The following is a 25,149-nucleotide window of genomic DNA, read 5'->3' on the forward strand; positions in this document are numbered from 1 at the left end:
CACCCATTAAAATGAGAATCATGCGCTGGAACCGATTTTGGATTTTAGGACTGGGAACTCTTTTCACCTGTACCTTTTTTATTCAGGCAAAAAACAATCCAGTTTCAAAGAAACAGGAAAACCCTATCCGTACTATTGTAATTGATGCCGGTCACGGCGGTGACGACCCCGGGGCCAGAGGAAGCTACTCTACAGAAAAACAGGTAACACTGGCTGTTGCCCTGAAACTGGGTAAAATCCTCGAAGACAACCTTCCGGATGTAAAGGTAGTGTATACACGAAAAACCGACCGCTTCGACGATCCCCGCAAAAAAGCACAGATCGCCAACGACGCCAAAGGAGACCTTTTTGTGTCTATCCACTGTAACTCCACCGCAAAAATCAGGAAAGTGGTCGACTATAAAACCGTCTACCGCAAAAAAGGGAAAAAGAAAATAGCCGTAAAACAACCGATCTACGCCTATTACCCCAGCAATGCGAAAGGCACGGAAACGTATATATGGGCTACCAGTAAGAACAACGCCAAAATGGAGTCACTCAAACAAAACTCCGTGATCGTACTGGACGCCGATTCAGAAGAAACCAAACAGCTCGCAGACGAGAACCCGGAAACATTCATCCTCCTCAATACCCTGCGTAACGCCTACTTTGACCAGAGCCTCCGGCTGTCTACCCTCATCGAGGACGAGTTCACCAAAGCCGGTCGTATCAGCAGAGGCGCCCGTCAGCGTAATGAAAAAGGTATCTGGGTACTCTCCGCCACCGCTATGCCCAGCGTACTCGTGGAACTGGGCTTCATCAGCAATCCGGAAGAAGAAGAATACCTCAACTCCACTAACGGACAACAGGAACTGGCCATGGGTATCTTCAAAGCCATCAAACGGTACCGCGATGAGCTGGAACGCTTCACCAACCGCGCTTCCAACACGGACGAATCTACCGCCAGCCGCCCGCAGGCCTTCAACCATGTCCGCAAACCGGCCGGTAAAGGCAAAAACTCCGTTCCTCCGTCTGACGACGCGTACTGCGTTCAACTGATGACCACTGACAAATTATATACACCGGGAGCTTCCATTTTCAGGAAGCTCCACGGTTCTATCAGTCATGAACAGATTGTCATGAATAAAAAAAAAATGCACCGATATACCTGGGGACACTTTAAAACAGACCGCCAGGCCTCCACGGCTGTACGAAAAGCCCGCAAACTCGGATTCAGAGATGCTTTCGTAACATCCTGCTGAGCCCACACTTCACCCCACCCCGTTCCCCCCGCCACCCCTCCCCCCTTTTTTATTATCAACATTTTCTGCTACCTACGCCCCGTGCATGCTTTTTGATTATTTTTGCGGTGAACGTATACGAATCTCATGCTCAAATTATCTAATGAAACCAAGGTAGGCATACTTACCGTGCTGGGTATCACCTTACTCGTACTGGGCTTTAATGTATTGAAGGGAAAGAGCCTGTTTTCACACAACAAAACCATCTATGCTGTCTACAAACAGGTAAATGGACTGCAGCCGTCCAACGCCGTACAGGTGAACGGCCTGGTGGTAGGAAACGTTTCGGAGCTGAATGTAAAAGACAACGATCCATCCAGAATACTGGTTACCCTCACCATCACCAAAAAAGTAAACATCCCACGCAACTCGGTAGCCCGCATCAGCAGCGACCTGCTGGGAACCAAGACCGTTCAGATGGACCTCGGCAACGCGACCGAATACCTGCAAAACGGTGATACCATCTACGCCTCCGTAGACGGCTCCATGACAGATGCCATCAAGGAACAAATCACCCCGCTGGTGAAAAAACTGGAAGGCACCCTGTCCAATATCGATACCGTACTGCTGGCCGTTAGCGGTATCCTCGACACCACCGCTAAAGGTAACCTCCAGGAAACCATGCGCAACCTCAACACCACCATGCGCAATTTCTCCAATACCTCCGCCTCCCTCAATAATATGCTGGACCCACAGCGGGGTAACGTACAAGCCACGATGAACAACCTGGCATCCGTTACCGGCAACCTGAAGGCCAACAATGAAAAAATCGGCGGTATCCTCGACAACGCCAAAAAAGCCACCGACGCACTGGCCAACGGCAATATCGACAAAACATTACAACAGCTGCAGCAAACCACCGCCAGCCTCAACAGCACCATGGCCAAACTCAATACCACCGACGGTACGGCCGGCCTCCTGCTGAACGATAAAAAGGTGTATAACAACCTGCAGGCTTCATTGGGCAGCCTCAACAAACTCCTGGAAGACCTCCGCGTCAATCCTAAACGTTATGTGCATTTCTCCCTGTTCGGTAAAAAAGATAAAACGAAACCACTGCCTTCCGATACTGCAGCGGTACAATAATAGTCATACATGAATCATTATATCAGATCAGTCCTTTTACTGGCAGTGATGTGCCTGGCGGCCATTTTGCCCGCCCATGCCCAGATACCGGCCCAGCCTGCGCCTAAAAAAGGGACCGTGATCGAAATCCTGGGGGCAGATACCCTGCAGCTCATCGAGAAAGACACGATCAATGTCACCCGCTTTATCGGCCATGCCCGGTTCAAACAGGGTACCACCCTGTTCTTCTGCGATAGCGCCGTTAAAAACAATAAAACCAACATCGTGGACGCCTACGGCAATGTGCATATCAACCAGGCCGACAGCGTCCATATCTATGGCAATTACCTCAACTACGACGGTAATACCCGTATCGCCATCCTCCGGGAAAATGCCCGCCTCACCGACGGCAAAGTCACGATCACCGGACCGGAACTGCAATACGATATGAACGCCAAAATAGGCAGCTACGTGAAAACAGGCCGCCTCGTGAACGGTAAAAGCGTACTGACCAGCGACGAAGGATACTACTACACCGAAACAAAGGAAATGCACTTCCAGCGGAACGTGGTGTTGGTAGACCCGGACTATACCCTGTCCACCGACGCGCTGCTCTATAATACCGAAACAAAAATCGCCAACATCATCGCGCCTACCACCATCAACGAAGGGAAACGCATCATGTACGCCACCAGCGGTTATTATGACACCGACAAAGGCTATGGCAACTTCGGCAACCGCCCCACCATCGAAGACAGCACCGGCACCCTCACCGCAGACAACATCGAAATGGACAAACTCACCGGCATGGCCTACGCCACCGGTAACATGGTATATAAAGATACCGTCCGCAAAATGTCACTGCTGGCCAACCATGGCACGGTCAACCAGATAGCCAAAACCATCCTGGCCACACAGAAACCGCTGCTCATCATGGAGAAAAATAAAGATACCATGTACCTCGCAGCAGATACGCTCTTCTCCGGCATCATCAGACCAGGCGACAGCCTCTCTATCCCGTCCGTGTCAGGGTTGAAAAAAGAGCCGGTGAAAGAACCACTGCGGGCAGTAAAGACCATCCGGCCACCGAAAGAACATATCCCGATCAATATCACACTGATCAATCAGGGCGACTCGCTCGCTAAAAAACAGCTGGACAGCGTGCCCGGTACGGTCATGATGTTCGTGGCCGACAGCGTGCTGGCCAAAACAAAGAACAAGCTGGACTCCAACCGGATAAAACTGGTGAAGATGGCGCAGCCGCCACCAATTATCATGAAAGATTCGCTGCCCGGTATCAAACACCATGCAGATAGCATCGCCTTGTCTGCACCACCCGCGAAAGATACGGCCGACCAACGCTACATCCTGGCTTACCATCATGTGCGCATGTTCTCCGATTCCCTGCAAGGCGTAGCAGACAGCGTATATTATTCCACCAAAGACTCCATCTTCCGGTTCTTCCGCGATCCGGTGCTTTGGTCCAATAATACCACCCAGCTGAGCGCAGACACCATGCTGATGTTCACGAAAAACCAGACAGCCGATAAAGTGCTGATGATCAAAAATGCTTTTATCATCAACGACGCCGGCCCTGGCATGTACAATCAGGTGAAAGGCAATACCATCACCGGATATGTGGCCGGCGAATCGCTCGACTGGATGCATGTGGAAGGAAATGCCGAAACAATCAACTACGTAAAAGACCAGAGTGGCGCCTATATGAGCGTCAATAAGGCGCAATGCGGCATTATTAATATATTCTTCAAAAAAGGAGAAGTGGATAAAGTGGTGATGATCAAAGACCCCGAAGGCACCGTTTATCCCTTCACACAAAGGCCCAAAGAACAGCTCCAGCTGGAAAATTTCAAATGGGACATCAAGCGCAAGCCGAAGACGAAGTATGAACTTATGCAGTAATTAGCTGTTATTTAGTTATTTTGCCATTTGGTTGTTTAAAGAAAACAAGACCCTCTTTAAACAACCAAATGGCAAAATATTAAAATAACAACATGATTAGAAACGCATTCAAAACCCTCCTGTCCCCGATTCACACCTTTTTAAAAGACAGCCGTGCTGTAGGTATCATCCTGATCCTCTGTACCGTCGTGTCTATGATATTGGCTAATTCATCGTGGCAGGAAGGTTATATCAACTTCTGGAATGCGCTCTTCGACCCTGCCGGTGGCCATCATTACCAGTACCGTGCCCTGCATTTGCCCAATTCCTATCTGTTATGGATAAACGACGGCATGATGGTGTTGTTCTTTTTTCTGGTAGGCATGGAGATAAAAAGAGAACTGACCGTAGGTGAACTCTCTTCCCTGCGCAAATCCATTCTCCCCGTACTGGCCGCCATCGGCGGGATGTTATTCCCGGCGCTGATCTTCAGCCTGTTCAACGGAGGTACGGAATACGCCCATGGCTGGGGCATCCCGATGGCGACAGACATCGCTTTTTCTCTCGGTATCCTCTCTCTGCTGGGCAACAGAGTACCGGTAAGCCTGAAAATATTTCTGATGGCATTGGCCATTATAGATGATCTCGGCGCTATCCTCACCATCGCCATTTTTTATACACCTCATCTTAATCTGCAATACCTGCTGATGGCCGGAGGCGTACTGCTGATTCCTATCGCACTAAACCTGCTGAAAGTACAGCGGTTGATATTGTATTTCATTCCGGGCGTGATATTGTGGTACTTCCTCTTCAATTCCGGCGTACATGCCACTATTGCAGGGGTATTACTCGCTTTCTGCGTCCCGCAGGATAAAATCGCTGATCTGGTACATGGCCTGCACGATCCGGTTAATTTCATCATCATGCCTGTTTTCGCACTGGCCAATACCGCGATACAACTGCCCTCCGATATACTGGGCGCACTGCACAATGACATCAGTTATGGTATCATTGCAGGGCTGGTATTGGGCAAACCGATCGGTATTTTTGTTTTGTCTTTTGCTGCCGTGAAGCTAAGGCTGGCCAGTCTCCCTTCCAAAGCAGGCTGGTTACAGCTTATCGGCGTAGGCCTGATTGCCGGTATCGGCTTCACGATGTCTATCTTTATTTCTTCCCTTGCTTATGTAGAAAGAGAATATCAGATCATCTCCATTATTTCCGTGATAGCCGCGTCCCTGTTAGCCGGGATAGCCGGATTTATTTTCCTTCGTTTATTGAAGCCCGTTAGCCCGATCAAGAAAAGCAAATGACGGATTGGCACTGTTATTGTAAGGCTATGCCGAATTTTATTCAACCTGAATATACTTTAGAGCGTATAGCCAACGTTAATAGTCGCATACATTTTTTGTATTAATAAATAGCAACATCTATGAAAAAAGTCGTGTTATTTTTCAGCTTGTTTGCCTTGCTGGCAGTACAGGCTAACGCGCAGAAAAAGAAAAGCTACGGTAGCAGCAGTGTTGAAAACTACAACACCGCACTGGGTATCCGCCTGAATCCATGGGTAGTGGGTTTCACCATTAAGCACTTTATTCAGGGCCCTCACGCCATTGAAGGAATGGTAACTACCAACCACGAACATAAAACCAACGTAACGTTCACTGCGCTGTATGAATACCACTGGAATATCGGCAGACCAGAACTGAACATGTATGCCGGTGGTGGTGCACACCTGGGCTTCTATGATCGTCGTGATTATGACTGGGACCGTTATGTGGACAAAGGTAAAGGTACTTACGTATCTCCCGGCCTGGATGGTATCATCGGTGTTGAATGGACTTTCAAGAACATACCGCTGAACCTGAGCGCCGATCTGAAACCTTACGTTCAGTTTGTCGGACCAACTAACTTCATCGGAGAAGAAATTGGCGGTATATCTGCACGATATACCTTCTAACATAGCGGAAACGCTAATAACCCGTAAACGGATCATGAGGCAAGCATGATCCGTTTTTTTATGTTCCTTATTTTTGAGCTACTTTTATTGTTCAACAGCAGGATATGAAAATCTTCACCGCTGCACAGATCCGGGAGGCAGATGCCTTCACCATCGCACATGAGCCTGTAAGCAGTACCGACCTGATGGCGCGGGCTGCCGGTAAGTGCGCCGACTGGTTGCTGGACCGCTTTGCTCCTTCCCATGCTTTTTTTGTTTTCTGTGGAAAAGGTAATAATGGCGGCGACGGACTGGTGATCGCGCAACGGCTACTCGAAGAAGGTTATCAGGTAACTGCCTGTCTGCTCGAATATGGTAACAAGGCCAGTGAAGACTATGTATATTATTACCGGAGATTACAACAGCAATATGCCGGTCGTATCCGTGAAATAGCGGACGTCACGGGTTTTCCTGAACTACCCGCCTCCGCGGTGATTGTAGATGCCATTTTTGGTACAGGGCTGAACAAACCCATCGAAGGCTGGCTGGCCGGTATCATTCACAAGATCAACGACCAGCATTCCCGCCATACCATTGTAGCCATTGATATGCCCTCCGGGCTGATGGCAGACGCCAGTTGCCGCAATACGCCCGTCATACAGGCACATTACACCCTGAGCTTTGAATTTCATAAACTCGCTTTTTTGTTGCCCGAAAACGCGGCTCTCGTTGGCGAGGTACAGGTGTTGCCGATAGGGCTGTCGCCCGATTATATAACGCATACGCCTGCACGCTATCATCTGGCAGACAAGGAGATGATGCGTACCATTTACACCCCGCGACCGCCTTTTGCGCATAAAGGCACTTTTGGCCATGCGCTGCTGATTGCCGGTAGCTATGGAAAAATGGGCGCCGCTGTGCTCAGTGCCAGGGCCTGTCTGCGTGCGGGAGTGGGCCTGCTCACCTGTCATATCCCCCGTTGTGGGTATGATATTATGCAGATCAGCGAGCCTGCCGCCATGAGCGTGGCAGATGAAGTGCAGGACCACAGCGCACATTTTCACGAGCAGGCCGATGCCCGTTACAAAACCATCGGCATCGGGCCGGGGCTGGGCACCGCCACCGCTACCGCCCGTTCTTTTGAAAAACTGCTCACCACCTACAAACGGCCGATGGTGATCGATGCAGATGCACTGAATATCCTCTCCGTATACCCGTCACTGTTATATCAGGTGCCGGCCGGTTCCATCCTCACACCGCACCCTAAAGAATTTGAGCGCCTCTTTGGCCCGTCTGTCAATGATTTCGAGCGACTGGAGCTGTTATCCAAACAGGCAGTACGGCTACAGCTATATATCCTGCTGAAAGGGCGCTATACCGCGATCGCCTGCCCTGACGGCGCTGTATATTTTAACGCCACCGGCAATCCCGGTATGGCTACCGGCGGTAGCGGCGACGTGCTTACCGGCATCCTCACCGGGTTACTCGCGCAGGACTATGCGCCTAAGGCCGCGGTATTGCTGGGTGCCTGGCTGCACGGCTATGCCGGCGACCTCGCTGCAGCGAAGCTGTCGCAGGAAGCGATGACCGCAGGCGACATCATCTCCCATCTGGGCGCAGCTTTCCTCGAGTGTTTCTACTAAAACGCCTATCCCGCCGGCCCTTCCTGTTTTCATGCGCCGCTTGTAACAACGGATACTTCCCCGCCACCAGCGACTTTCCCCGGTTTTTCCGCTAAAACCGGCCACCATACCGGCTTTTCTGTTAATTCTTTTCCGCCTGCGGTATTTCCTTACCTGTAATGCTTAATTCAAAATTTTATTATCTATATTTATTGGATAACATTTAGTTAATACGCTATTTTTTCAACCGAGCAATTTAAATACGCTTCTATGAGTATCGTTTTCCTCGTTCCCTGTTTTGGATTACTGGCCTTGTTATTTACTGCAGTCCGCAGTTCCTGGGTTTCCCGCCAGGATGCGGGCAATGAAAAGATGAAAGAAATAGCGCAGCATATTGCGGAAGGCGCTATGGCATTTTTGAAAGCGGAGTATAAAGTACTCATCTACTTTGTTATCATAGCTGCGCTGTTATTGGGTTATATGGGGGCTTCCCATCATACCTCCCACTGGTCGATAGGCCTCGCCTTTATCATAGGCGCTGTATTCTCTGCCACGGCCGGATTTATCGGAATGAAAATAGCGACCAAAGCCAACGTACGTACTGCACAAGCTGCCCGCACCAGTCTCGCTAAGGCACTGGGCGTATCTTTCACCGGCGGCTCTGTTATGGGTATGGGTGTTGCCGGTCTGGCTGTACTGGGTCTCGGCTCCCTGTTCATTATCCTCAAATCTTATTTCGGTGCGGCTGCCAATACCGGTGAAATGATCAGGACCATCGAAGTGCTGACCGGTTTCTCACTGGGCGCAGAGAGCATCGCCCTCTTTGCCCGTGTAGGCGGCGGTATCTATACCAAAGCGGCCGACGTAGGTGCTGACCTGGTAGGTAAGGTGGAAGCAGGCATCCCGGAGGATGATCCGCGCAACCCCGCTACCATCGCAGACAACGTAGGCGATAACGTAGGTGACGTGGCAGGTATGGGCGCCGACCTTTTCGGTTCTTATGTGGCCACGGTACTGGCAACCATGGTACTGGGCTCTGAAACAACCTCCCAGGACGCATTTGGTGGCCTCGCCCCCATCCTGCTTCCTATGATGATTGCCGGCACCGGTATCATATTTTCCATGATCGGTACCTTCTTTGTACGCATCAGCGATAGCGCCGGCCTCAATACCGGCGTGGTACAGAAAGCGCTGAACATGGGTAACTGGGGCTCTATCGTCCTCACCGCCATCGCTTCCTGGTTCCTCGTTAGCTGGATACTGCCCGACGGCCCTATGGTACTTCGTGGCCATGAATTCACTAAAACACAGGTGTTCGGTTCCATCGTGGTAGGCCTGGTCGTAGGCACCCTGATGAGCATCATCACTGAATATTATACCGCTATGGGCAAACGCCCTGTACGCTCTATCATCCGTCAATCAGCCACCGGCGCTGCCACCAATATCATCGGCGGTTTGTCCGTAGGGATGGAATCCACCGCACTGCCTATTCTGGTGCTGGCGCTGGGCATCTATGGCTCCTATGCCTTTGCCGGCCTCTATGGCGTGGCGATTGCCGCTGCCGGTATGATGGCCACCACGGCGATGCAGCTGGCGATCGACGCCTTTGGCCCTATCGCCGACAATGCCGGCGGTATTGCTGAAATGAGCGAACTGCCCAAAGATGTGCGTGAAAAAACCGATATCCTCGATGCAGTAGGTAACACCACCGCTGCTACCGGTAAAGGATTTGCCATCGCTTCTGCAGCCCTTACCGCGCTGGCACTGTTTGCCGCGTTTGTGGGCGTGGCAGGTATCAAAGGCATCGATATCTATAAAGCCGATGTGCTGGCAGGCCTCTTTGTAGGCGGCATGATCCCCTTCATCTTCTCCTCACTGGCTATTGCGGCGGTAGGCCGCGCAGCCATGGCGATGGTGGAAGAAGTACGCCGCCAGTTCCGCGAAATACCCGGTATCATGGAAGGCACCGGCAAACCGGAATACGACAAATGCGTGGCGATCTCCACACAGGCCTCTATCCGTGAAATGATCCTGCCAGGTGCGATCGCCCTGATATCCCCGCTGCTGATCGGTTTCATCGCTGGTCCGGAAGTACTGGGCGGTTTCCTCGCCGGCGCCACCGTTAGCGGTGTGCTGATGGGTATCTTCCAAAACAACGCCGGCGGCGCCTGGGATAACGCGAAAAAATCCTTCGAAAAAGGCGTGGAAATCAACGGTGAAACTTTCTATAAAAAATCAGAACCGCATAAAGCCTCTGTAACCGGTGATACCGTTGGTGATCCGTTCAAAGATACCTCCGGTCCTTCTATGAACATCCTCATCAAACTGATGTCTATCGTGTCACTGGTAATAGCGCCTACCCTCTCTGAAAAATTCCATACCAGGGAAGAAACGCCGGTAGCGAAGGTAAAAACCGTTACACTACCTGCTGCTAAAACCCAACAGGTGTATGTCATGAAATAAATAATCCCGCATAGCGGACGATTCCCCCGGAAATGATCGCTGTCAATCTTACAAAAAATTGATTAACAGCATCTTATCATTTTACAGGCCATATCGTCCGCTATTTTTTTACGATTTACTGTAATTTTTTTTGTTACAGTAAAAAAGTACTGTACATTTGCCTTATCAAACTGTAATAAAAAAGAAAACAGTTAAACAATCGGTCATTCGTGGCTGTAATTATATCACGACAAAAACGCATTAAACATGAAAGTAGCGATCATCGGCGCATCAGGATTCATTGGCAGCGCCCTTTTAAACGAGGCATTAAACAGAGGTCATGAGGTGACCGCCATCGTCCGTAACCCGGAAAAAATACAGGTTAAAAACGATCATCTGACCGTTAAAAAAGGAGATGTCACCAACGAAGCAGCGGTGGCTGAGCTGGTAGCCGGCAATGATGCGGTTATCAGCGCCTACAGCGCCCACGACACAGCCACTTATGTAACGGCTATCCGCGCTATCATCGGCGGACTGAAACAGGCTGGTATTAAGAGACTGATTGCCGTAAGTGGTGCAGGCAGCCTGGAAGTGGCTCCCGGCATACAACTGCTGGACACGCCTGAATTCCCGGCGGCCTGGAAAGAAGGCGCCAGCGCTACCCGCGAAGCCTATAAAGTGATCAAACAGGATAAAGACCTGCAATGGACCGTATTAAGCCCGGCAGCGATGATCGCACCCGGCGAACGCACCGGCAAATTCCGCCTCGGTGGCGATCAGCTCCTCACCGACGCCAACAACGAGAGCAAAATCTCCACTGCCGACTACGCCGTTGCCCTCATCGATGAGCTGGAAAAACCAGCACATATTCAACAACGATTTACCGTGGCTTACTAAACAACGCACCAGTCAACTTAATTTACTTTATTGACAACATAAAAAAGCAGCCCATCGATCATCGACGGGCTGCTTTTTAACATCGTTTATATCCTACGTCCATCATAGTTTTGACGGCGCCATACCATACTTCTTTTTAAACGCGCCACTAAAATGCTGCGGGGAAGAATATCCTGCTTCATCCGCGATATCAGCGAGGGATTTTCCGCCGGCCAGGATCATCTCCCGCGCCATATGAAGGCGGTGGTCATTAAAATAACCAAAGACGGTATTATCAAACACGTTTTTGAAACCAGACTTCAATTTAAACTCATTCAGGCCGGAAAGACGTGACAGTTCCGCCAAAGAAGGCGGTTCCTGGAGGTCCCGCAACAACAGATAACGGGCATGCTGCAGCTGTTCCAGCTCCCTGGCAGTGATATTGTGGCGAGTGGGCCTCGCATGGCCAAAATCATTCTCCACCTGATCACACTGCAATGCCAGCAGCTCCATCACCTTTGACTGCAGGAATAGTTTCTTCAGGCCACCTTTAAACTGGCACCGGCGTATTTCACCCAGTACCACTTTCATGCGGGGCGTGATATGCGGGTTCATCTTATCTGCCAGAATCACCCCTTTGTTATTGGCAACAGCATTGGCCATTTTACCCAATACCTGTCCGTTACTATCGGCCAGGGCAATAAACCGCTCTGGTGAAAAGTTCATGCCCAGTACCTGGATACCTTTCTGTTTTCTCAACTCGGCCGTCTCTTCCCGGTGAGGAGAATACATAATATTATGCTCCAGGGAGGAAAAACGGAACTTGTCCCTTAACCCTTCCACCCTGGCACGCACATCCCCCTGTTCCATAAATAACATAGATACATGAGGCATAATATCGTCAGAGGCCACGGTCAGGTTCTCGTAGATCTCCGCAGTACAGATGATCAGATGTATCCCGTCAAACTTACATTCTTGTATATTATAGGCGCCAAAATCAAGTTGCTGCTCTTTTTTCTCCTCCACAATGGCCCCGGGAGGCGTTAAGTCCTCAGGCGAAAAAGGAAAACCCTCCTGCAGCAATACTTCGTTCAGCTCATTTTTGATTACTACAGCCATAAAATAATCCGTTTCGTATAAGTTTTAATCCTTTTCATGTAACAGCTATACGGACAAACAGTAGCAAATTTGCACAAATATATTCCGCAAAATTCAAATCCAAACGCCATGATTGGAATATTCCGTACAAATATTAACACTGTTAAGGATAAAGATGATGTTATCGATGCCATTTCTGCCAGCTTTAGCGTAAATGCCTGTAGCGTGGACATTGAGGACTGCGACAAGGTTTTAAGAGTGATCAGCCCCCAGCAACTGGCAGAAAGAACCATTATCGAGTTTGTGAACCGGCTCGGGTTCCGTTGCGATATCCTTGATTAATTCCCCTCAAAACCAATCCTATGCCGAATATTGAGCTTGAAGCATAACCCCTGGCTTCAACCTCAATATTCTTTCTCATTTTTCCGGATTATCTTCACCCCCTATTATTAACCAAAAAAATAATCTGACTCCAGATAGGGGTACAAATATCCCACCACGTCTTATTAGCAACGTCACAAAAACAGGAAACGTCATTTTAAATCGAGATTTACCTATTATGAAAACTTTGGTCACCATGTTGATGACCTTGCTGGTATTGATACTGGCAATGGGTCCAACACGCGCACAACAGCAACGTTTTACCGTTAGCGGTTATGTAAAAGACAAACAAAACGGGGAAAGCCTGGTGGGAATTTCTATCGGCAAACCTGGCACCAGCGTTGGTACAGTTACCAACCAATACGGTTTCTACTCTCTGACACTCCCCGCCGGGGAACACGAGTTACAGTTTTCGTATATGGGATATGCGCCCGTTAAAACAACTGTTAGTTTACATAGCAACAAAACCCTCGACATCCGCCTGGAAAGCAGCAGCAGCCAACTGAGTGAAATCACCGTCAGCGGCCAAAAACAGGAAAAAGCCGTCAACACGCTGAACACCAGCATCAACCGCCTCGACATCGCCCAGATGAAAAAACTGCCTACTTTCATGGGTGAAGTAGATGTAATTCGTTCCATCCAGACGCTCCCCGGCGTAACCACCGTAGGGGAAGGCTCTTCCGGCTTCAACGTACGCGGTGGCAACAGCGATGAAAACCTCATCCTGCTCGACGAAGCTCCGGTATATAACTCCAGCCACATGCTCGGCTTCTTCTCTGTATTCAATCCGGACGCGGTAAAAAGCCTCAACCTGATCAAAGGCGGCTTCCCCGCTGAATACGGTGGCCGTACCTCTTCTGTGCTCGATATCCGCATGAAAGACGGTAACAACCAGAACTTCAACGTGAACGGCGGTATCGGCAACATCTTCAGCCGCCTGTCTGTAGAAGGCCCCCTGGTAAAAGATAAATCGTCCTTCATCGTTGCTGCCAGAAGATCATACATCGATATCCTCATGAAACCTTTCGTAAAAGGAGACATGAAGGATACCAAACTGAACTTCTATGATCTGACCGCAAAGGCCAACTACAAATTCGATAAAAACAATACCCTCTTCGTGAGCGGCTACTTCGGCCGTGATAAATTCGGATTGGGTAAAGATATAGACATGAACTGGGGCAATACCACCGCCACCCTGCGCTGGAACCACGTATTCTCCAACCGCCTGTTCCTGAACCTTACCACCTACTACTCTAAATACGACTATAGCCTTAACTTCAGCAACGGCTCCAAAAAACAAGAGGATGAACTGCTGCAAGGCTATAAATGGACTTCCAATATCATTAACTACGGCCTGAAACCCTCCTTTACCTACTACCTGAACACCAATAACATCCTGCATTTCGGGGTACAGGGCATCTACTATACTTTCCGTCCGGGTACGGGTAGCAGCGTTGAGGGCGACAAACACCGCCTGAAAGAGCTGACCGAGAAACACGCACTGGAATCAGCCGTATACATAGATCATGAATGGAAGCCCACTAAAAAATTCGGTATCCAGTACGGTGGCCGCCTCTCTGCTTACCAACTGCTGGGTAAAGGAACCGCCTACTACTTTAACGATACCACACCCGGTATCCGCAGAACACTCATCGGCAGCAAAGCCTACGGCGCTAATGAACTGATCAAGGGTTATTACTACTTCGAGCCACGACTCAGCGCCCGCTATGCCATCAACGATGAACATGCCGTGAAAGTAGCCTACAGCCGTACTACTCAGTTCATGCACCAGCTCTCCAATACTGCGTCTCCCACCCCGCTCGATATCTGGACACCCAGCACCAACAACATCGAGCCCGCCTTGTCTGACCAGTACACTGTTGGTTACTTCTACAATTCTCCCAACGACTCTTATGAGTTCTCCGCAGAAGCTTTCTATAAAACCACCGATCATCAACTGGACTATATCGACAATGCCAACCTGCAGTTGAACCAGCTGATCGAAGCCGACCTGCTGCCTTCTCAGACCCGCGCTTATGGTATTGAGCTGTATGCTAAAAAGAATATTGGTAAAACTACCGGCTGGATCAGCTATACCCTGTCCCGCTCAGAAAGAAAAACACCAGGTATCAGTCTCGATGAATGGTTCCTGAACCGCTACGACCGTACGCACAACTTCAACCTCGTGCTTACACATGAATTCACGAAGAGACACTCTCTGTCCGCCAACTGGGTATATGCTTCCGGTACGCCCGGCACCTATGCTGACAACAGGCTGCAGTTCCAGGACTGGGATATTCCTTACAACAGCACCGAGAAAAGAAACAACTACCGCCTGCCGGCATTCCACCGTCTGGACCTGTCCTTTACCCTTAAAGGCAAACAGTTGAAACGCTGGAAAGGAGAATGGGTATTTTCCCTGTATAACGTGTATGCCCGTAGAAATGCCTACAGCATTTACTTCAAGCAGAATGAGGATGATCCTAACAAACGCGAATCTGTTCGCCTGTCTATCATCGGTTCCATCATCCCGGGGATCACGTACAACTTCAAATTTTAATCTGTCTAAAAAAGAAACTAATGAAAAAACTGTCATTATTCATCATATCAGCGTTAGCAACGCTTACGGCCTGCGAGGATAAAATAGATCTGGATATAGCCCCGGGTAAATCCTACCCGGTGCTCGACGCCTGGATTACCAACGAGGCCGCGCCGCAAACGATCAAATTCACCATGTCTGTGCCTTTTACAGACAACAACCCGGCGCCTATCATCAACGATGCGTCCATTACCCTTTACGATCTGACCAATGGCAAGTCTTATCCGTTTGCGTTTAAGGAAAACGCCTACACTTATGACGCTACCAGCAGCCCGATTGGTATTGTTGACCATGCCTACAAACTGCATGTGGAATACAAAGGGGAGATCTTTGAAGCGTATGACACCCTGAAAAGGGTGCCCCAGATCGATTCTATCACCCTGAAATTCAAGAAAAAAGAAGAGGCCATGTCTGGTAAGGAAGGATACTATGCCACCATGCATGCCAGAGACATTGAAGGCGGTCCTACGGACTACTACTGGATCCGCTCCTACCGCACCGATACTACACGCCGCCTGCGCGATGCCTTCTCTATTGACGGTTCCTATGATGAAGGCGTGTCCGACGGTGCTGTTTTCATTGTGCCCATCGCTGAAAGCATCACGGATTTCGACAAGCCGTTCCAACCCAATGAAAAAGTGATCGTAAAGCTGAAATCAGTCACCAAGCGCAGTCACGAGTTCCTGACGCAGGTAGATCAACAGGTGAATGCCGGCGGATTGTTTGCCAAAGTGCTGGAGAACGTAAAATCGAATGTTGACAACACTACTCCTTCCGGGAAAACCAAAATCCTGGGCTGGTTTGGTACGTCTGGCGTTAGCCGGTCGGAAAAACCGGTAAAATAACAAGATAAATTTGGCTATTTAGGTAGCTGGTGATTTACAGACGATCAAAAAATCGTAAATTAAATAACCAAATACCTGAATAGCCAAATTTCTTTTTATGCCTCCTAACCTGATCATGTATGCCATTCCCGGCTTTGTGTTGTTGATACTGCTGGAGATCATCATTACCACGATAGACCACCGGAATCTTTACGAGCCCAAAGACGCCCTCAGCAGCATTGCCATGGGGCTGGGCAATGTTTTCATCGGCCTGTTTACCAAAGGCGTTATCCTCGGCATTTATCTCTTTGTTTACGAATTCCGGCTCTTTACCCTCGGCTTTACCTGGTGGGCCTGGATATTATGCTTTTTTGCAGATGATTTCAGTTACTACTGGTTTCACCGCAGTAGCCATACCGTCCGCTTCTTCTGGGCTTCCCACGTCATTCATCATTCTTCCCAAAAGTATACACTGGCGACGGCGCTGCGTCAGAACTGGACCGGTAATCTCACCGGCACCTTCCTGTTCTGGCTATGGATGCCGCTTGTAGGGTTCCATCCCATTATGGTATTGAGTATGCAGGCCATCAGCCTCATTTATCAGTTCTGGATACATACGGAGGTGATCAACAAACTACCACGCCCTATTGAGTTTATTTTCAACACGCCTTCCCACCACCGGGTACATCATGGCTCCGACCTTGATTATCTGGACCGCAATCATGGCGGGATGCTGATTATCTGGGACCGCATGTTCGGTACGTTTACGGCCGAAAAGCAGCGGCCTGCCTATGGGCTCACCAAAAATATTCATACCTACAATCCTCTTCGTATTGCCACCCATGAGTGGGTGGATATCTGGCGCGACCTGCGACGGGCGCGGTCTCTGCGCGAAGCGTGGCACTATCTCCTGGATGCACCGGGCTGGAGCCCCGATGGCAGCCGGCAAACCACCAAACAATTAAGAGGCCGATAAACTCCGGCCAGGATTCATGCGGGCAGCCCTGATACTCTGGAAGCTCACCGTCAGCAAGGCTACCACCAAGGCCATACCCCCTGCCATCAGAAATATCCACCACACCAGGCTGGTGCGGTAAGCATATTGCTGCAACCAGTAGTGCATGCCGCAATATCCCAGGGGCACTGCTATGACAACGGACAACACGGTGAGACGTACAAAATCGGCTGTCAACAGCGCCCACAGGTTCAGCTCTGAAGCACCCAATACCTTGCGGATACCGATTTCTTTGGTGCGTTGCGAAACCACAAAGGCAGATAATCCAAATAAGCCAAGGCAGGAAATGAATATGGCCAACACGGCAAATACCGCAGCCAGACGACCCAGGCGCTGTTCGTCGGAGAACTTACGGGCATAGGCTTCATCTACAAATTTATATTCAAAGGGAGCTGCCGGATTGTATTGACGGAATACTTTTCCTATCCTGTCCAGCGCGGCCACCACCGGCATTCCCGGTCTGATGCGGACAGTAATGAAATTATACCATTTGTAGTCCAGCTGGAAAATCATCGGCGACACGCGCTGATAGGGCGATTCCATGATCATATCCGCGACCACTCCAATCACCCGGCAAGGCACATCACCATACTCCACAAGCTCCCCTACCGGATGACTAAAACCCATTAGTCGCACCGCCGCTTCGTTGAGGACCAGCGTACCGGTATCCGCCGGATAATCCCGCGAGAAGTCACGGCCGTCTTTGATCTTCCAACCAATCGTATGGCCGTAATCGTGAGACACGCCCACTATTTTCAGTTGAGGGACGATATTGGGATCTTTCCCTTTCCAGCTAAAACTCTTTTCATTCTCCGGCGCTTCTGTCGTGGCAGCTGTGGAGTAGGCCATATCAGCCACCGCGCCTGTTTCCATCAGGTCGCGGTGCAGTGTGTTGTAATTCGCCTGGTATAGTTGTGGTGTATTGACGCCCAGTGTTATCAGCCCTTCTCTGGCGTAACCAGCAGGCCGGTTGCGGACGTGCTGCAGCTGGCGGAAGACCACCAATGTACCAATGATCAACGTAACGGACACCGTGAATTGCAGCACGATCAGCGTTTGACGGGGCAGCCACGCAGCTTTGCCGGCAGGGAATGTTCCTTTCAACACCTTTACCGGTTCAAAGCGGGAAAGATAAAACGCGGGATAACTGCCTGCCAACAGGCCCACACATAACGTAAACAACACTATCGCCAGCCAGAAAAGCGCGTTCCCGAGAGGTAGCGTCATATGTTTATCCGCCAGGCTGTTAAAGAAAAACAGGGAACACTGCACCGTCACCAAACAGCATATCATGGCCAGCAATGCGACCAGGATAGATTCCGTCAGAAATTGCCCTATCAGCTGGCTTCTGTACGACCCGATTGCCTTCCGCAGCCCCACCTCCCGTGCACGTTGCTCACCGCGGGCCGTAGCAAGGTTCATGAAATTAATCACCGCCAGCAGCAATACGAACAGTCCGATGGTGCCCATTAGCTTCACGGTACCGATACGGCCTCCTGTATTGACACCATCCCTGAATTCATTATAGAGATGCCATTGATTCATGGGTTGCAGAAAGATGTTTTCCTTTCCTGTTGTGATATGCGCCTGTACCAGGTTTTTGATTTTATCTGATACGATAGCAGGTTTCGCATGTTCATTCAATTCCACGATCAGCTCCCAGTGATGGGTAGTCCAGTCGCTGGTCGCGTCTTTCAGCCAAACGAGTTCCTGTAGGGCTTTTCCCCATGGCAGCAACAGCTTGGTATCATGGAAGGTAGTATTGTCTGGCAGGTCTTCATACACGCCGGCCACTTTCAGGTCCATACGGTTGTCCATGCGCAGCAGGCGGTTCATGGGGTCAACCTGCCCGAACAATGCCTGCGCCAGCGATTGGGAAAGCAGCACAGAGGAAGGATCATTCAGCGCATCCTGGCGACCAGTGATCATGCGCAGTGATAACATCGCCGGCAGGTCTGGTTGTGTCCACCGTCCTATGGCGGAAACTTTTGTCTCCCCATTGGCCAGCACGTGGTTATATGTCGGGAAAACGACGGCGACCCTCTTAAAGTCCGCACCGTATTTGTTCCGCAGCTCGTCTGCCAGCGGGATACATATCCCGTTGCTGGTCACCAGCGCGCCATTGTCCAGCTGTGTGCTCATCACCCTGGCGATGCGGTTATGCTGCGTATGATAGTGGTTATAGGACCATTCATCCCAGATCCATAATCCAATCATCAGTGCCACGGCCATTCCGGTAGCCAGACCAATAATATTAAGCCCTGCGTACAGTTTATGCTGCGTAAAATGGCGAAAAGCAATTTTAAGGTAGTTGCGGATCATGCTCGGATGATTTGAATGACAGTGTGGCCGCGAAGAAAATGCCAACATACGAGTAATATACCTACCATATGTTTACATATTAAAAATAGTATGTTTTGTTCATTATCAGACAATTTTTTGTCCGGTTTCACGAAGCGGAATTTCCTGATAATCATCGTCGGGTTACCTATCTCATGAGTGGGTAATCGGTTCCATACAAGAGGAAATAGTACTCGCTTTTTTCAGGCCGGCGAAACCGCGAACCGTCCGCTACCAACCTGAAACGACAGTCTCCCCTCTCTTTTCCGTTCATCCTTTTTTTACCACCCTGATCATTTTCACCGATAATTTATTTTGCATTTACGAAAACAATCGTACATTAGCTACGAAGATATTCGTACAACAATAATCATCCTTGATAAAACATCATGACTGTGAAACAAATAAAGCCTACAGAAAGCGAGTTGGAGATACTAAGCATTCTCTGGGAGAAAGGTCCCTGCACCGTACGGGAGGTGCATGATATCCTCTCTGCCACCAAAGATGCCGGCTATACCACTACGCTGAAGCTGATGCAGATCATGCATGACAAGGACCTGCTGGAACGTGATACCAGCAGTAAGACCCACGTGTATAAAGCGGCTGTTTCCCAGGAAAAAACCCGGCAGCAGCTGTTAAATAAAATGATAGACACTGTCTTCGGCGGATCGGCTACCAGCCTGGTTATGCAGGCATTGGGACAACATCGCTCTTCTGAAGCGGAACTGGAAAAAATCAGGGAATACTTAGCGGAAATAGAAAAACAACAAAAACGATAACAGGTAAAACAGACACTACTATGAACTTATTACCTATTACCGGCGATCTGGTGCGCGCGCTTGGCTGGAGCATACTCCATGCCTTATGGCAGGCTTTCTTCGTATATGCCTGCCTGAGAGTAGTGCTGAAACTATGGCCCATGGCCAGTGCCCGGATTAAATACAACCTGTCGTTTTTTGCACTCTCCGGAATATTCGCCTGGTTCCTGATCACGTTTTATCAGCAATGGCATACCATTACCGCTGCCAAAGAACTGCTGGTACAATACACTCCTGCCAATGCAGCAGAAATGGCTGCGATGGCACAACCAACAGCGGCGCCCTATCAGGGCCAACTGAGAATGGTGGAGCTGTTTCCCAGCCTGGAACTCTGCTTCCCTATAATTGTCACCTTATACCTGGCCGGCATGTTGCTCATGACGATCAAACTCACGTCTGATCTGGTACAGCTGCATCATATCCGTACCACGATGGTGGAGCCGATGGGCGAGACCTGGGAAAAACATCTGCGCCGGCTCATGGCCAGACTGAAGTTATCCCGTCCGGTAAAACTGCTGGTATCACGCTATGTTCAGGTGCCGGTGATGCTGGGATTCCTGAAACCGATCATCCTGTTGCCCGTCGCGATGGTCAACAATCTGTCGGAAGAGCAGCTGGAAGCCATTTTGCTGCATGAACTGGCACACGTAAAACGCAATGATTATCTGTTGAATATCTTCCAATCCATTGTAGAAACAATCCTCTTCTTTAATCCTTTCGTATGGCTGATTTCCCGTATCATCCGCCAGGAAAGGGAACACTGTTGCGACGACCTCGTGATCGATGGCACCGTCCAACCGCTGCATTATGCCAAAGCTTTGATGGCACTGGAAACGTACCGGTTAACTTCCAACCCCATGGCCATGGCTGCTGCAGATGACAAACAACATCTGTTTCACCGCATCAAAAGAATTATGGAGATGAAAACAAAACATCTTAACTATAGTCAAAAATTATTAGCAGTCCTGATCATTGCCACTGCCCTGGTGTCCATCGCATGGCTCAACCCTGCCAAAGGGAAAGATGCCGGCCACAAACAACCGGAAAGCGCCGCGGCAGCTGATACCAGCATCCCAATGCCGCCTGCTCCGCCAACGCCGCCAGTCGTGGTACCGGACGCACCGCCAGCACCTGTTGTAGTACCGGACGCGCCACCGGCAGCAGACGAAATTCCCGATGCTCCAGCGCCTCCTCCACCGCCACCGAATGCTCCTGAAAAACCCATCCCGGCCAACATACAAACACCACAAAATGTTATTGTGATGAATAGCAAGGGCCAGATGTTGCATCCTTTTTCAACACCCACGCCCTCCATGACCGTGATTCCCACGACTCCCACGATTCCCATGCCACCGATGCCGCCAATGCCGCCGATGTTGTCCGATACCACACCGGAACGCTACTCCCGCAGCTCAGAAGCTGCCAGAAAAAATCTGCAACGGGCACAACAAAGCGTGGAAAAAGCAATGCAACAGCTGAAAGAAGTGGATATCAAAAAGATTCAGGCAGAAGCACAGTCTGCTGTAGATAAAATCGACTGGAAAGCCATCGCCGAAGAATCACAGGCAGCCCAGGAAGCCGCAAAAGAAGCGCTGAAAAATATCGACTGGTCGCAAATGCAGCAGGACATAAAAAACAGCATTAACTTCAAATTTGATTTCGATAATGAAGAGTGGAAAGCGCACAGTGAGAAATTCAGGAAACAGAGCGAGAAATTCCGCAAGGAATGGGAAACCAACCGCAAAAAAATGGAGGCCGACAGAACACATCAGCTGAAGGAAATGAGCCGCATGCGGGATAAAGCACTTGCTACCAACCAACAAAGAATGCTGGTCATGCGCGATTCCGCACTGTCCAAACAAATGCAAATGCACAAACGGATGGATGAGCAACGGGACATCATGTTCCGTGAGGCGGACAAAGCCCGCCAGCAAGCCGACAGAGCCCGCGAAAACGCAGATATTGCCCGGGAAAAGGCCAACAACTCCTCCAAAAAATATCGCGAAATGATCAATAAAATGGCGGATGATAAACTGATCGACAATCAGCATTCCTTCACCATTGAAAAGAACAGCAACGGTCTGTATATCAACGGTACCAAACAACCTGATAATGTTGCCGAAAAATATAGTCAATACCTGCAGAACAAACGGACCTATATCCGGCAGGCTGAACCCGGCAATCTCAATATCAGCATCGAAGATTAATCGTTTCTCATAAAGGGAAAAAAACGTTCTTCATCATCATAGAAAAAGCGCAAAGAATGATACGGCTGGAGTTGCGTCAGCGACCCGTCATATTCTTTGCGCTTTTCTTTATTTCAGGACTACCGCCCAATAGGGAAAGCGGTAGTCCAGGCATAGGAAAGGAACACCAGTACCTGTTATCTAACCAGGTATATGTAGAAGGATAGTAACCTCAATACGAATTACGAATTACGAATTACGAATTACGAATTACGAAATGCGAAATGCGAATTACGAATTACGAATTACGAATGTTGAATTAGGGCTTCACGGATTAAAAATCTGACTGTAGAAATGATGAATTTGGAGGTATGACTCACATCATACGAATTACGGAATATGAATTACGGAATACGAATTAGCATTCACGAACTGCAACCTGGGTTTACCACTCCAAATGAATGTGATGAATGAAAACGGTGAATAGAAAAGGGCGATAACTGCATCAATGGAGTATCGTAAATCCGGCGACATGCTGCACAGGTCCCACACTGATCTCCATTTCTGTTACTTTAGCCATGGCCGGCCCTTTACGGCACCAGGTCAGAAATTGCTCCATTACCGGTTCTTCCGCTTCCGCTAAAATCCATACTGCTTTGTCCGGCATGTTTTTGATCTGCCCCTGTACGCCCAGCAGATCCGCCATATGTTTCGCATTAGCCCGGTAACCTACACCCTGCACCCGGCCCTTCACGATGATCTCTTTGTGTACGATTGATTTGGTTGTCATAACGTCAATGGTTATCTCTAAATGTCTGAATCAGGATGAATACGGACCAGCATGATCCATCGGCCATATAGGTTCTATGGTCAAACGAATGTAACGATTAATCCCGGGGCGCTGAAATAGTTTTATCCGGCAGTAGGACACCTCATCCACAAAAGCAGATTCGATGGTGATCACCCTTCACCGGTACTACCGGAACAAGCCATGACAGCTACCACACATTTAAGGAAAGACTGAGAATGGTTAACTTGAGGGAAACAAACTACAGATGAAAATTGAAGAAACAGGGGTCACAAAATAATAGGCTGAAAGCCTTCCCGCTGCGGGCATTCATGATACGGTCCGTTCAATTTTCATCCAATGCATCTCCAATCCGGCTCTTCCCGATTCAGACAATGATATATAAAAAGCCCAACCTGCTAAGCAGCATAATTGAACAAAGATCCTGTCATATGCTCGATGTCTCCAAACACAATATCTCTCACGCGTTGATATTTACCACCTGTCACCGGCCGCTTCAGCAGGGTAAAACAATGGCAGTTAAAACTCCGCACAAATAACCGTTGCGTTAAGGCCGGCAATACTTTGCTGATGGCTGCGTCATCGAGCCCGCGCGCGATCGTCATCCCGGGCTTAAATGCCTGCGGCTTCAGATCGAAACACTGCATAATGCTCTTGTGCAGCTCTACCAACGGCTTGGGATTGGCCACATTCACACAAATGCTCTGCCGGCCATCGGCATGCCTTACCGCCTCCAATCTGGATGTATAAATCGCAAAACCTGACTGACGCTTGGCTACTTCTTCCACCATGTCAATAAAGTCATTTTCAAAACGCGCCGGAAACTCGGACCTGAATAAAGGAATGTACACCGGTGATGTAATGCTCGCAGCATCTTCCAAAGACGTTGCGATAAACTGCCGTATACGGTTTACATCTTTCGATACCACAACATCCGGATTCACTACCAGCAAATAATCAAATAACGCTTCCGAAGTTTCATAATTCGTATTCATAACCTGATATTTTAACACTGACTGTTAGAATGACAATACAAATATACATCCTTTTTTCGGAAATACTAATTTTTTTAGCATTTTATACTAAAAAAATACGCACCCAACTCATCCAATAGCCTAAAACAAAGCAGGGATAAGCCTTTCGGCCTATCCCTGCTCCTTTTATATCTTGCTAAAAAATACTAACCGAGATGTTGAATAATCGCTACGAAATCATTCGCTACCAGAGAGGCGCCACCAATCAGGCCACCGTCTACATCAGGATTGGCAAAGAGTTCCGCTGCATTGCCCGGCTTAGCACTGCCACCATACAAAATAGTCAGGTGCAGCGCTGCTTCACGGCCAAATTTATTAGCTATCTGTGAACGGATAAAAGCGTGCATATCCTGCGCCTGCGCTGCGCTGGCAGTCAGCCCGGTACCAATAGCCCAAATCGGCTCATAGGCAATGACCACGTCTTTCAGTTGCTCCACAGTCAGATGAAACAGGCTCTCTTCAAGCTGTTTCGCTACAAATTCATTTTGTGTCTCCGCCTGACGGATAGCCAGCGGCTCACCGCAGCAGAAAATCGGCTTGATGCCGGCAGCCAGCGCCTGGTCTACTTTCTTCGCCAGTATCGCGTTGCTTTCCTGGAAGTATTCCCTTCTTTCAGAATGGCCGATGATCACATAATCCACCCCCACTGACTGCAACATTTCTGCGGAAACTTCGCCGGTATAAGCGCCGGACTTCTCGCTGGCACAGTTCTGTGCCGCTACGAAAAAGCCGGGATAGTTTTTCAGCAGCGCCTTGGCCTTGGTCAGATATGGGAAAGGGGTGGCCACCACTACTTCCTGCCCTTCAGCCAGTTTAAGACCGGCCTGCAATATGTCGTTGATCAATTGCTCACCCTGTGCCAGTGTAAGGTTCATCTTCCAGTTACCTGCAACAATTTTTTTTCTCATGTACTGTGATATTAAGTT

General features: G+C 49.3%; 19 protein-coding genes. 14 read left to right on the top strand and 5 right to left on the bottom strand.

Annotated features, from left to right (window positions below; all coding sequences use genetic code 11):
- Window positions 1-20 precede the first annotated feature (20 nt).
- The 8 genes from ICL55_RS32485 to ICL55_RS32520 all read left to right on the top strand — a co-directional run bounded on the left by ICL55_RS32485 (window position 21) and on the right by ICL55_RS32520 (window position 11,141).
- Window positions 21-1,241 (top strand): N-acetylmuramoyl-L-alanine amidase family protein, encoded by a 1,221-nt coding sequence (locus tag ICL55_RS32485; protein ID WP_188105696.1) that lies wholly within the window; start codon window positions 21-23, stop codon window positions 1,239-1,241.
- Between the two features lie 126 nt (window positions 1,242-1,367).
- Window positions 1,368-2,366 carry an MlaD family protein gene (locus ICL55_RS32490; RefSeq protein ID WP_169227960.1) on the top strand — a complete coding sequence of 333 codons (999 nt, stop codon included), beginning with the start codon at window positions 1,368-1,370 and terminating at the stop codon, window positions 2,364-2,366.
- A gap of 9 nt (window positions 2,367-2,375) precedes the next feature.
- Window positions 2,376-4,265, top strand: coding sequence for an OstA-like protein (locus ICL55_RS32495; RefSeq protein ID WP_188105698.1), 1,890 nt, complete (start codon window positions 2,376-2,378; stop codon window positions 4,263-4,265).
- Between the two features lie 92 nt (window positions 4,266-4,357).
- Window positions 4,358-5,554, top strand: a complete 1,197-nt coding sequence (nhaA, locus tag ICL55_RS32500; protein ID WP_188105700.1) for a Na+/H+ antiporter NhaA — start codon at window positions 4,358-4,360, stop codon at window positions 5,552-5,554.
- Window positions 5,555-5,673: 119 nt separating this feature from the next.
- Complete coding sequence (locus ICL55_RS32505) at window positions 5,674-6,201, top strand: hypothetical protein (RefSeq protein ID WP_188105702.1); 528 nt, start codon at window positions 5,674-5,676, stop codon at window positions 6,199-6,201.
- A 104-nt stretch (window positions 6,202-6,305) separates the two neighbouring features.
- Window positions 6,306-7,823, top strand: a complete 1,518-nt coding sequence (locus ICL55_RS32510) for an NAD(P)H-hydrate dehydratase (RefSeq protein WP_188105704.1) — start codon at window positions 6,306-6,308, stop codon at window positions 7,821-7,823.
- Between the two features lie 249 nt (window positions 7,824-8,072).
- Entirely contained in the window at window positions 8,073-10,265 is a 2,193-nt protein-coding gene (locus tag ICL55_RS32515; RefSeq protein ID WP_188105707.1) for a sodium-translocating pyrophosphatase, read from the top strand.
- Between the two features lie 246 nt (window positions 10,266-10,511).
- Window positions 10,512-11,141 (top strand): NAD(P)-dependent oxidoreductase, encoded by a 630-nt coding sequence (locus ICL55_RS32520; protein ID WP_188105709.1) that lies wholly within the window; start codon window positions 10,512-10,514, stop codon window positions 11,139-11,141.
- A gap of 102 nt (window positions 11,142-11,243) precedes the next feature.
- Here ICL55_RS32520 and ICL55_RS32525 read toward each other — a convergent pair whose 3' ends face one another.
- Window positions 11,244-12,239: a helix-turn-helix transcriptional regulator gene (locus ICL55_RS32525; protein ID WP_188105711.1), complete on the bottom strand. Its 996-nt coding sequence runs from the start codon at window positions 12,237-12,239 to the stop codon at window positions 11,244-11,246.
- Window positions 12,240-12,347: 108 nt separating this feature from the next.
- Between ICL55_RS32525 and ICL55_RS32530 the strand changes: the two genes are divergently transcribed.
- The 4 genes from ICL55_RS32530 to ICL55_RS32545 all read left to right on the top strand — a co-directional run bounded on the left by ICL55_RS32530 (window position 12,348) and on the right by ICL55_RS32545 (window position 16,998).
- Entirely contained in the window at window positions 12,348-12,560 is a 213-nt protein-coding gene (locus ICL55_RS32530; protein WP_188105713.1) for a hypothetical protein, read from the top strand.
- Between the two features lie 217 nt (window positions 12,561-12,777).
- Complete coding sequence (locus tag ICL55_RS32535) at window positions 12,778-15,159, top strand: TonB-dependent receptor (RefSeq protein WP_188105715.1); 2,382 nt, start codon at window positions 12,778-12,780, stop codon at window positions 15,157-15,159.
- 20 nt (window positions 15,160-15,179) lie between these two features.
- Window positions 15,180-16,043, top strand: coding sequence for a DUF4249 domain-containing protein (locus ICL55_RS32540; protein WP_188105717.1), 864 nt, complete (start codon window positions 15,180-15,182; stop codon window positions 16,041-16,043).
- A gap of 97 nt (window positions 16,044-16,140) precedes the next feature.
- On the top strand, window positions 16,141-16,998 hold the full coding sequence (locus ICL55_RS32545; RefSeq protein WP_188105719.1) for a sterol desaturase family protein: 858 nt from the start codon (window positions 16,141-16,143) through the stop codon (window positions 16,996-16,998).
- On the opposite strand, the gene ICL55_RS32550 is transcribed toward ICL55_RS32545, so the two are convergent.
- Window positions 16,984-19,359: an ABC transporter permease gene (locus tag ICL55_RS32550; RefSeq protein WP_188105720.1), complete on the bottom strand. Its 2,376-nt coding sequence runs from the start codon at window positions 19,357-19,359 to the stop codon at window positions 16,984-16,986. The two genes, ICL55_RS32545 and ICL55_RS32550, sit on opposite strands and share 15 nt — an antisense overlap.
- A 407-nt stretch (window positions 19,360-19,766) precedes the next feature.
- Here ICL55_RS32550 and ICL55_RS32555 point away from each other — a divergent pair, with 407 nt between their 5' ends.
- Both ICL55_RS32555 and ICL55_RS32560 read left to right on the top strand, forming a co-directional pair.
- Entirely contained in the window at window positions 19,767-20,156 is a 390-nt protein-coding gene (locus ICL55_RS32555; protein ID WP_188105722.1) for a BlaI/MecI/CopY family transcriptional regulator, read from the top strand.
- 20 nt (window positions 20,157-20,176) lie between these two features.
- Window positions 20,177-22,402, top strand: coding sequence for a M56 family metallopeptidase (locus ICL55_RS32560; RefSeq protein WP_188105724.1), 2,226 nt, complete (start codon window positions 20,177-20,179; stop codon window positions 22,400-22,402).
- 484 nt (window positions 22,403-22,886) lie between these two features.
- On the opposite strand, the gene ICL55_RS32565 is transcribed toward ICL55_RS32560, so the two are convergent.
- From ICL55_RS32565 to tpiA, 3 genes are all read right to left on the bottom strand, one after another.
- Complete coding sequence (locus ICL55_RS32565; RefSeq protein ID WP_188105726.1) at window positions 22,887-23,171, bottom strand: acylphosphatase; 285 nt, start codon at window positions 23,169-23,171, stop codon at window positions 22,887-22,889.
- 416 nt (window positions 23,172-23,587) lie between these two features.
- Complete coding sequence (locus tag ICL55_RS32570) at window positions 23,588-24,184, bottom strand: 2'-5' RNA ligase family protein (RefSeq protein WP_188105728.1); 597 nt, start codon at window positions 24,182-24,184, stop codon at window positions 23,588-23,590.
- 185 nt (window positions 24,185-24,369) lie between these two features.
- Complete coding sequence (gene tpiA / locus ICL55_RS32575) at window positions 24,370-25,131, bottom strand: triose-phosphate isomerase (protein WP_188105730.1); 762 nt, start codon at window positions 25,129-25,131, stop codon at window positions 24,370-24,372.
- Between the last annotated feature and the right edge of the window lie 18 nt (window positions 25,132-25,149).

Origin of the sequence: Chitinophaga varians (assembly GCF_014529945.1) — a bacterium.
In the GTDB taxonomy this organism is placed as follows: Bacteria; Bacteroidota; Bacteroidia; order Chitinophagales; family Chitinophagaceae; genus Chitinophaga; species Chitinophaga varians.

Coding starts and splice junctions, on each gene's coding strand:
- ICL55_RS32485 (WP_188105696.1), top strand. CDS start 21: ATGCGCTGGAACCGATTTTGGATTTTAGGACTGGGAACTCTTTTCACC.
- ICL55_RS32490 (WP_169227960.1), top strand. CDS start 1,368: ATGCTCAAATTATCTAATGAAACCAAGGTAGGCATACTTACCGTGCTG.
- ICL55_RS32495 (WP_188105698.1), top strand. CDS start 2,376: ATGAATCATTATATCAGATCAGTCCTTTTACTGGCAGTGATGTGCCTG.
- nhaA (WP_188105700.1), top strand. CDS start 4,358: ATGATTAGAAACGCATTCAAAACCCTCCTGTCCCCGATTCACACCTTT.
- ICL55_RS32505 (WP_188105702.1), top strand. CDS start 5,674: ATGAAAAAAGTCGTGTTATTTTTCAGCTTGTTTGCCTTGCTGGCAGTA.
- ICL55_RS32510 (WP_188105704.1), top strand. CDS start 6,306: ATGAAAATCTTCACCGCTGCACAGATCCGGGAGGCAGATGCCTTCACC.
- ICL55_RS32515 (WP_188105707.1), top strand. CDS start 8,073: ATGAGTATCGTTTTCCTCGTTCCCTGTTTTGGATTACTGGCCTTGTTA.
- ICL55_RS32520 (WP_188105709.1), top strand. CDS start 10,512: ATGAAAGTAGCGATCATCGGCGCATCAGGATTCATTGGCAGCGCCCTT.
- ICL55_RS32525 (WP_188105711.1), bottom strand. CDS start 12,239: ATGGCTGTAGTAATCAAAAATGAGCTGAACGAAGTATTGCTGCAGGAG.
- ICL55_RS32530 (WP_188105713.1), top strand. CDS start 12,348: ATGATTGGAATATTCCGTACAAATATTAACACTGTTAAGGATAAAGAT.
- ICL55_RS32535 (WP_188105715.1), top strand. CDS start 12,778: ATGAAAACTTTGGTCACCATGTTGATGACCTTGCTGGTATTGATACTG.
- ICL55_RS32540 (WP_188105717.1), top strand. CDS start 15,180: ATGAAAAAACTGTCATTATTCATCATATCAGCGTTAGCAACGCTTACG.
- ICL55_RS32545 (WP_188105719.1), top strand. CDS start 16,141: ATGCCTCCTAACCTGATCATGTATGCCATTCCCGGCTTTGTGTTGTTG.
- ICL55_RS32550 (WP_188105720.1), bottom strand. CDS start 19,359: ATGATCCGCAACTACCTTAAAATTGCTTTTCGCCATTTTACGCAGCAT.
- ICL55_RS32555 (WP_188105722.1), top strand. CDS start 19,767: ATGACTGTGAAACAAATAAAGCCTACAGAAAGCGAGTTGGAGATACTA.
- ICL55_RS32560 (WP_188105724.1), top strand. CDS start 20,177: ATGAACTTATTACCTATTACCGGCGATCTGGTGCGCGCGCTTGGCTGG.
- ICL55_RS32565 (WP_188105726.1), bottom strand. CDS start 23,171: ATGACAACCAAATCAATCGTACACAAAGAGATCATCGTGAAGGGCCGG.
- ICL55_RS32570 (WP_188105728.1), bottom strand. CDS start 24,184: ATGAATACGAATTATGAAACTTCGGAAGCGTTATTTGATTATTTGCTG.
- tpiA (WP_188105730.1), bottom strand. CDS start 25,131: ATGAGAAAAAAAATTGTTGCAGGTAACTGGAAGATGAACCTTACACTG.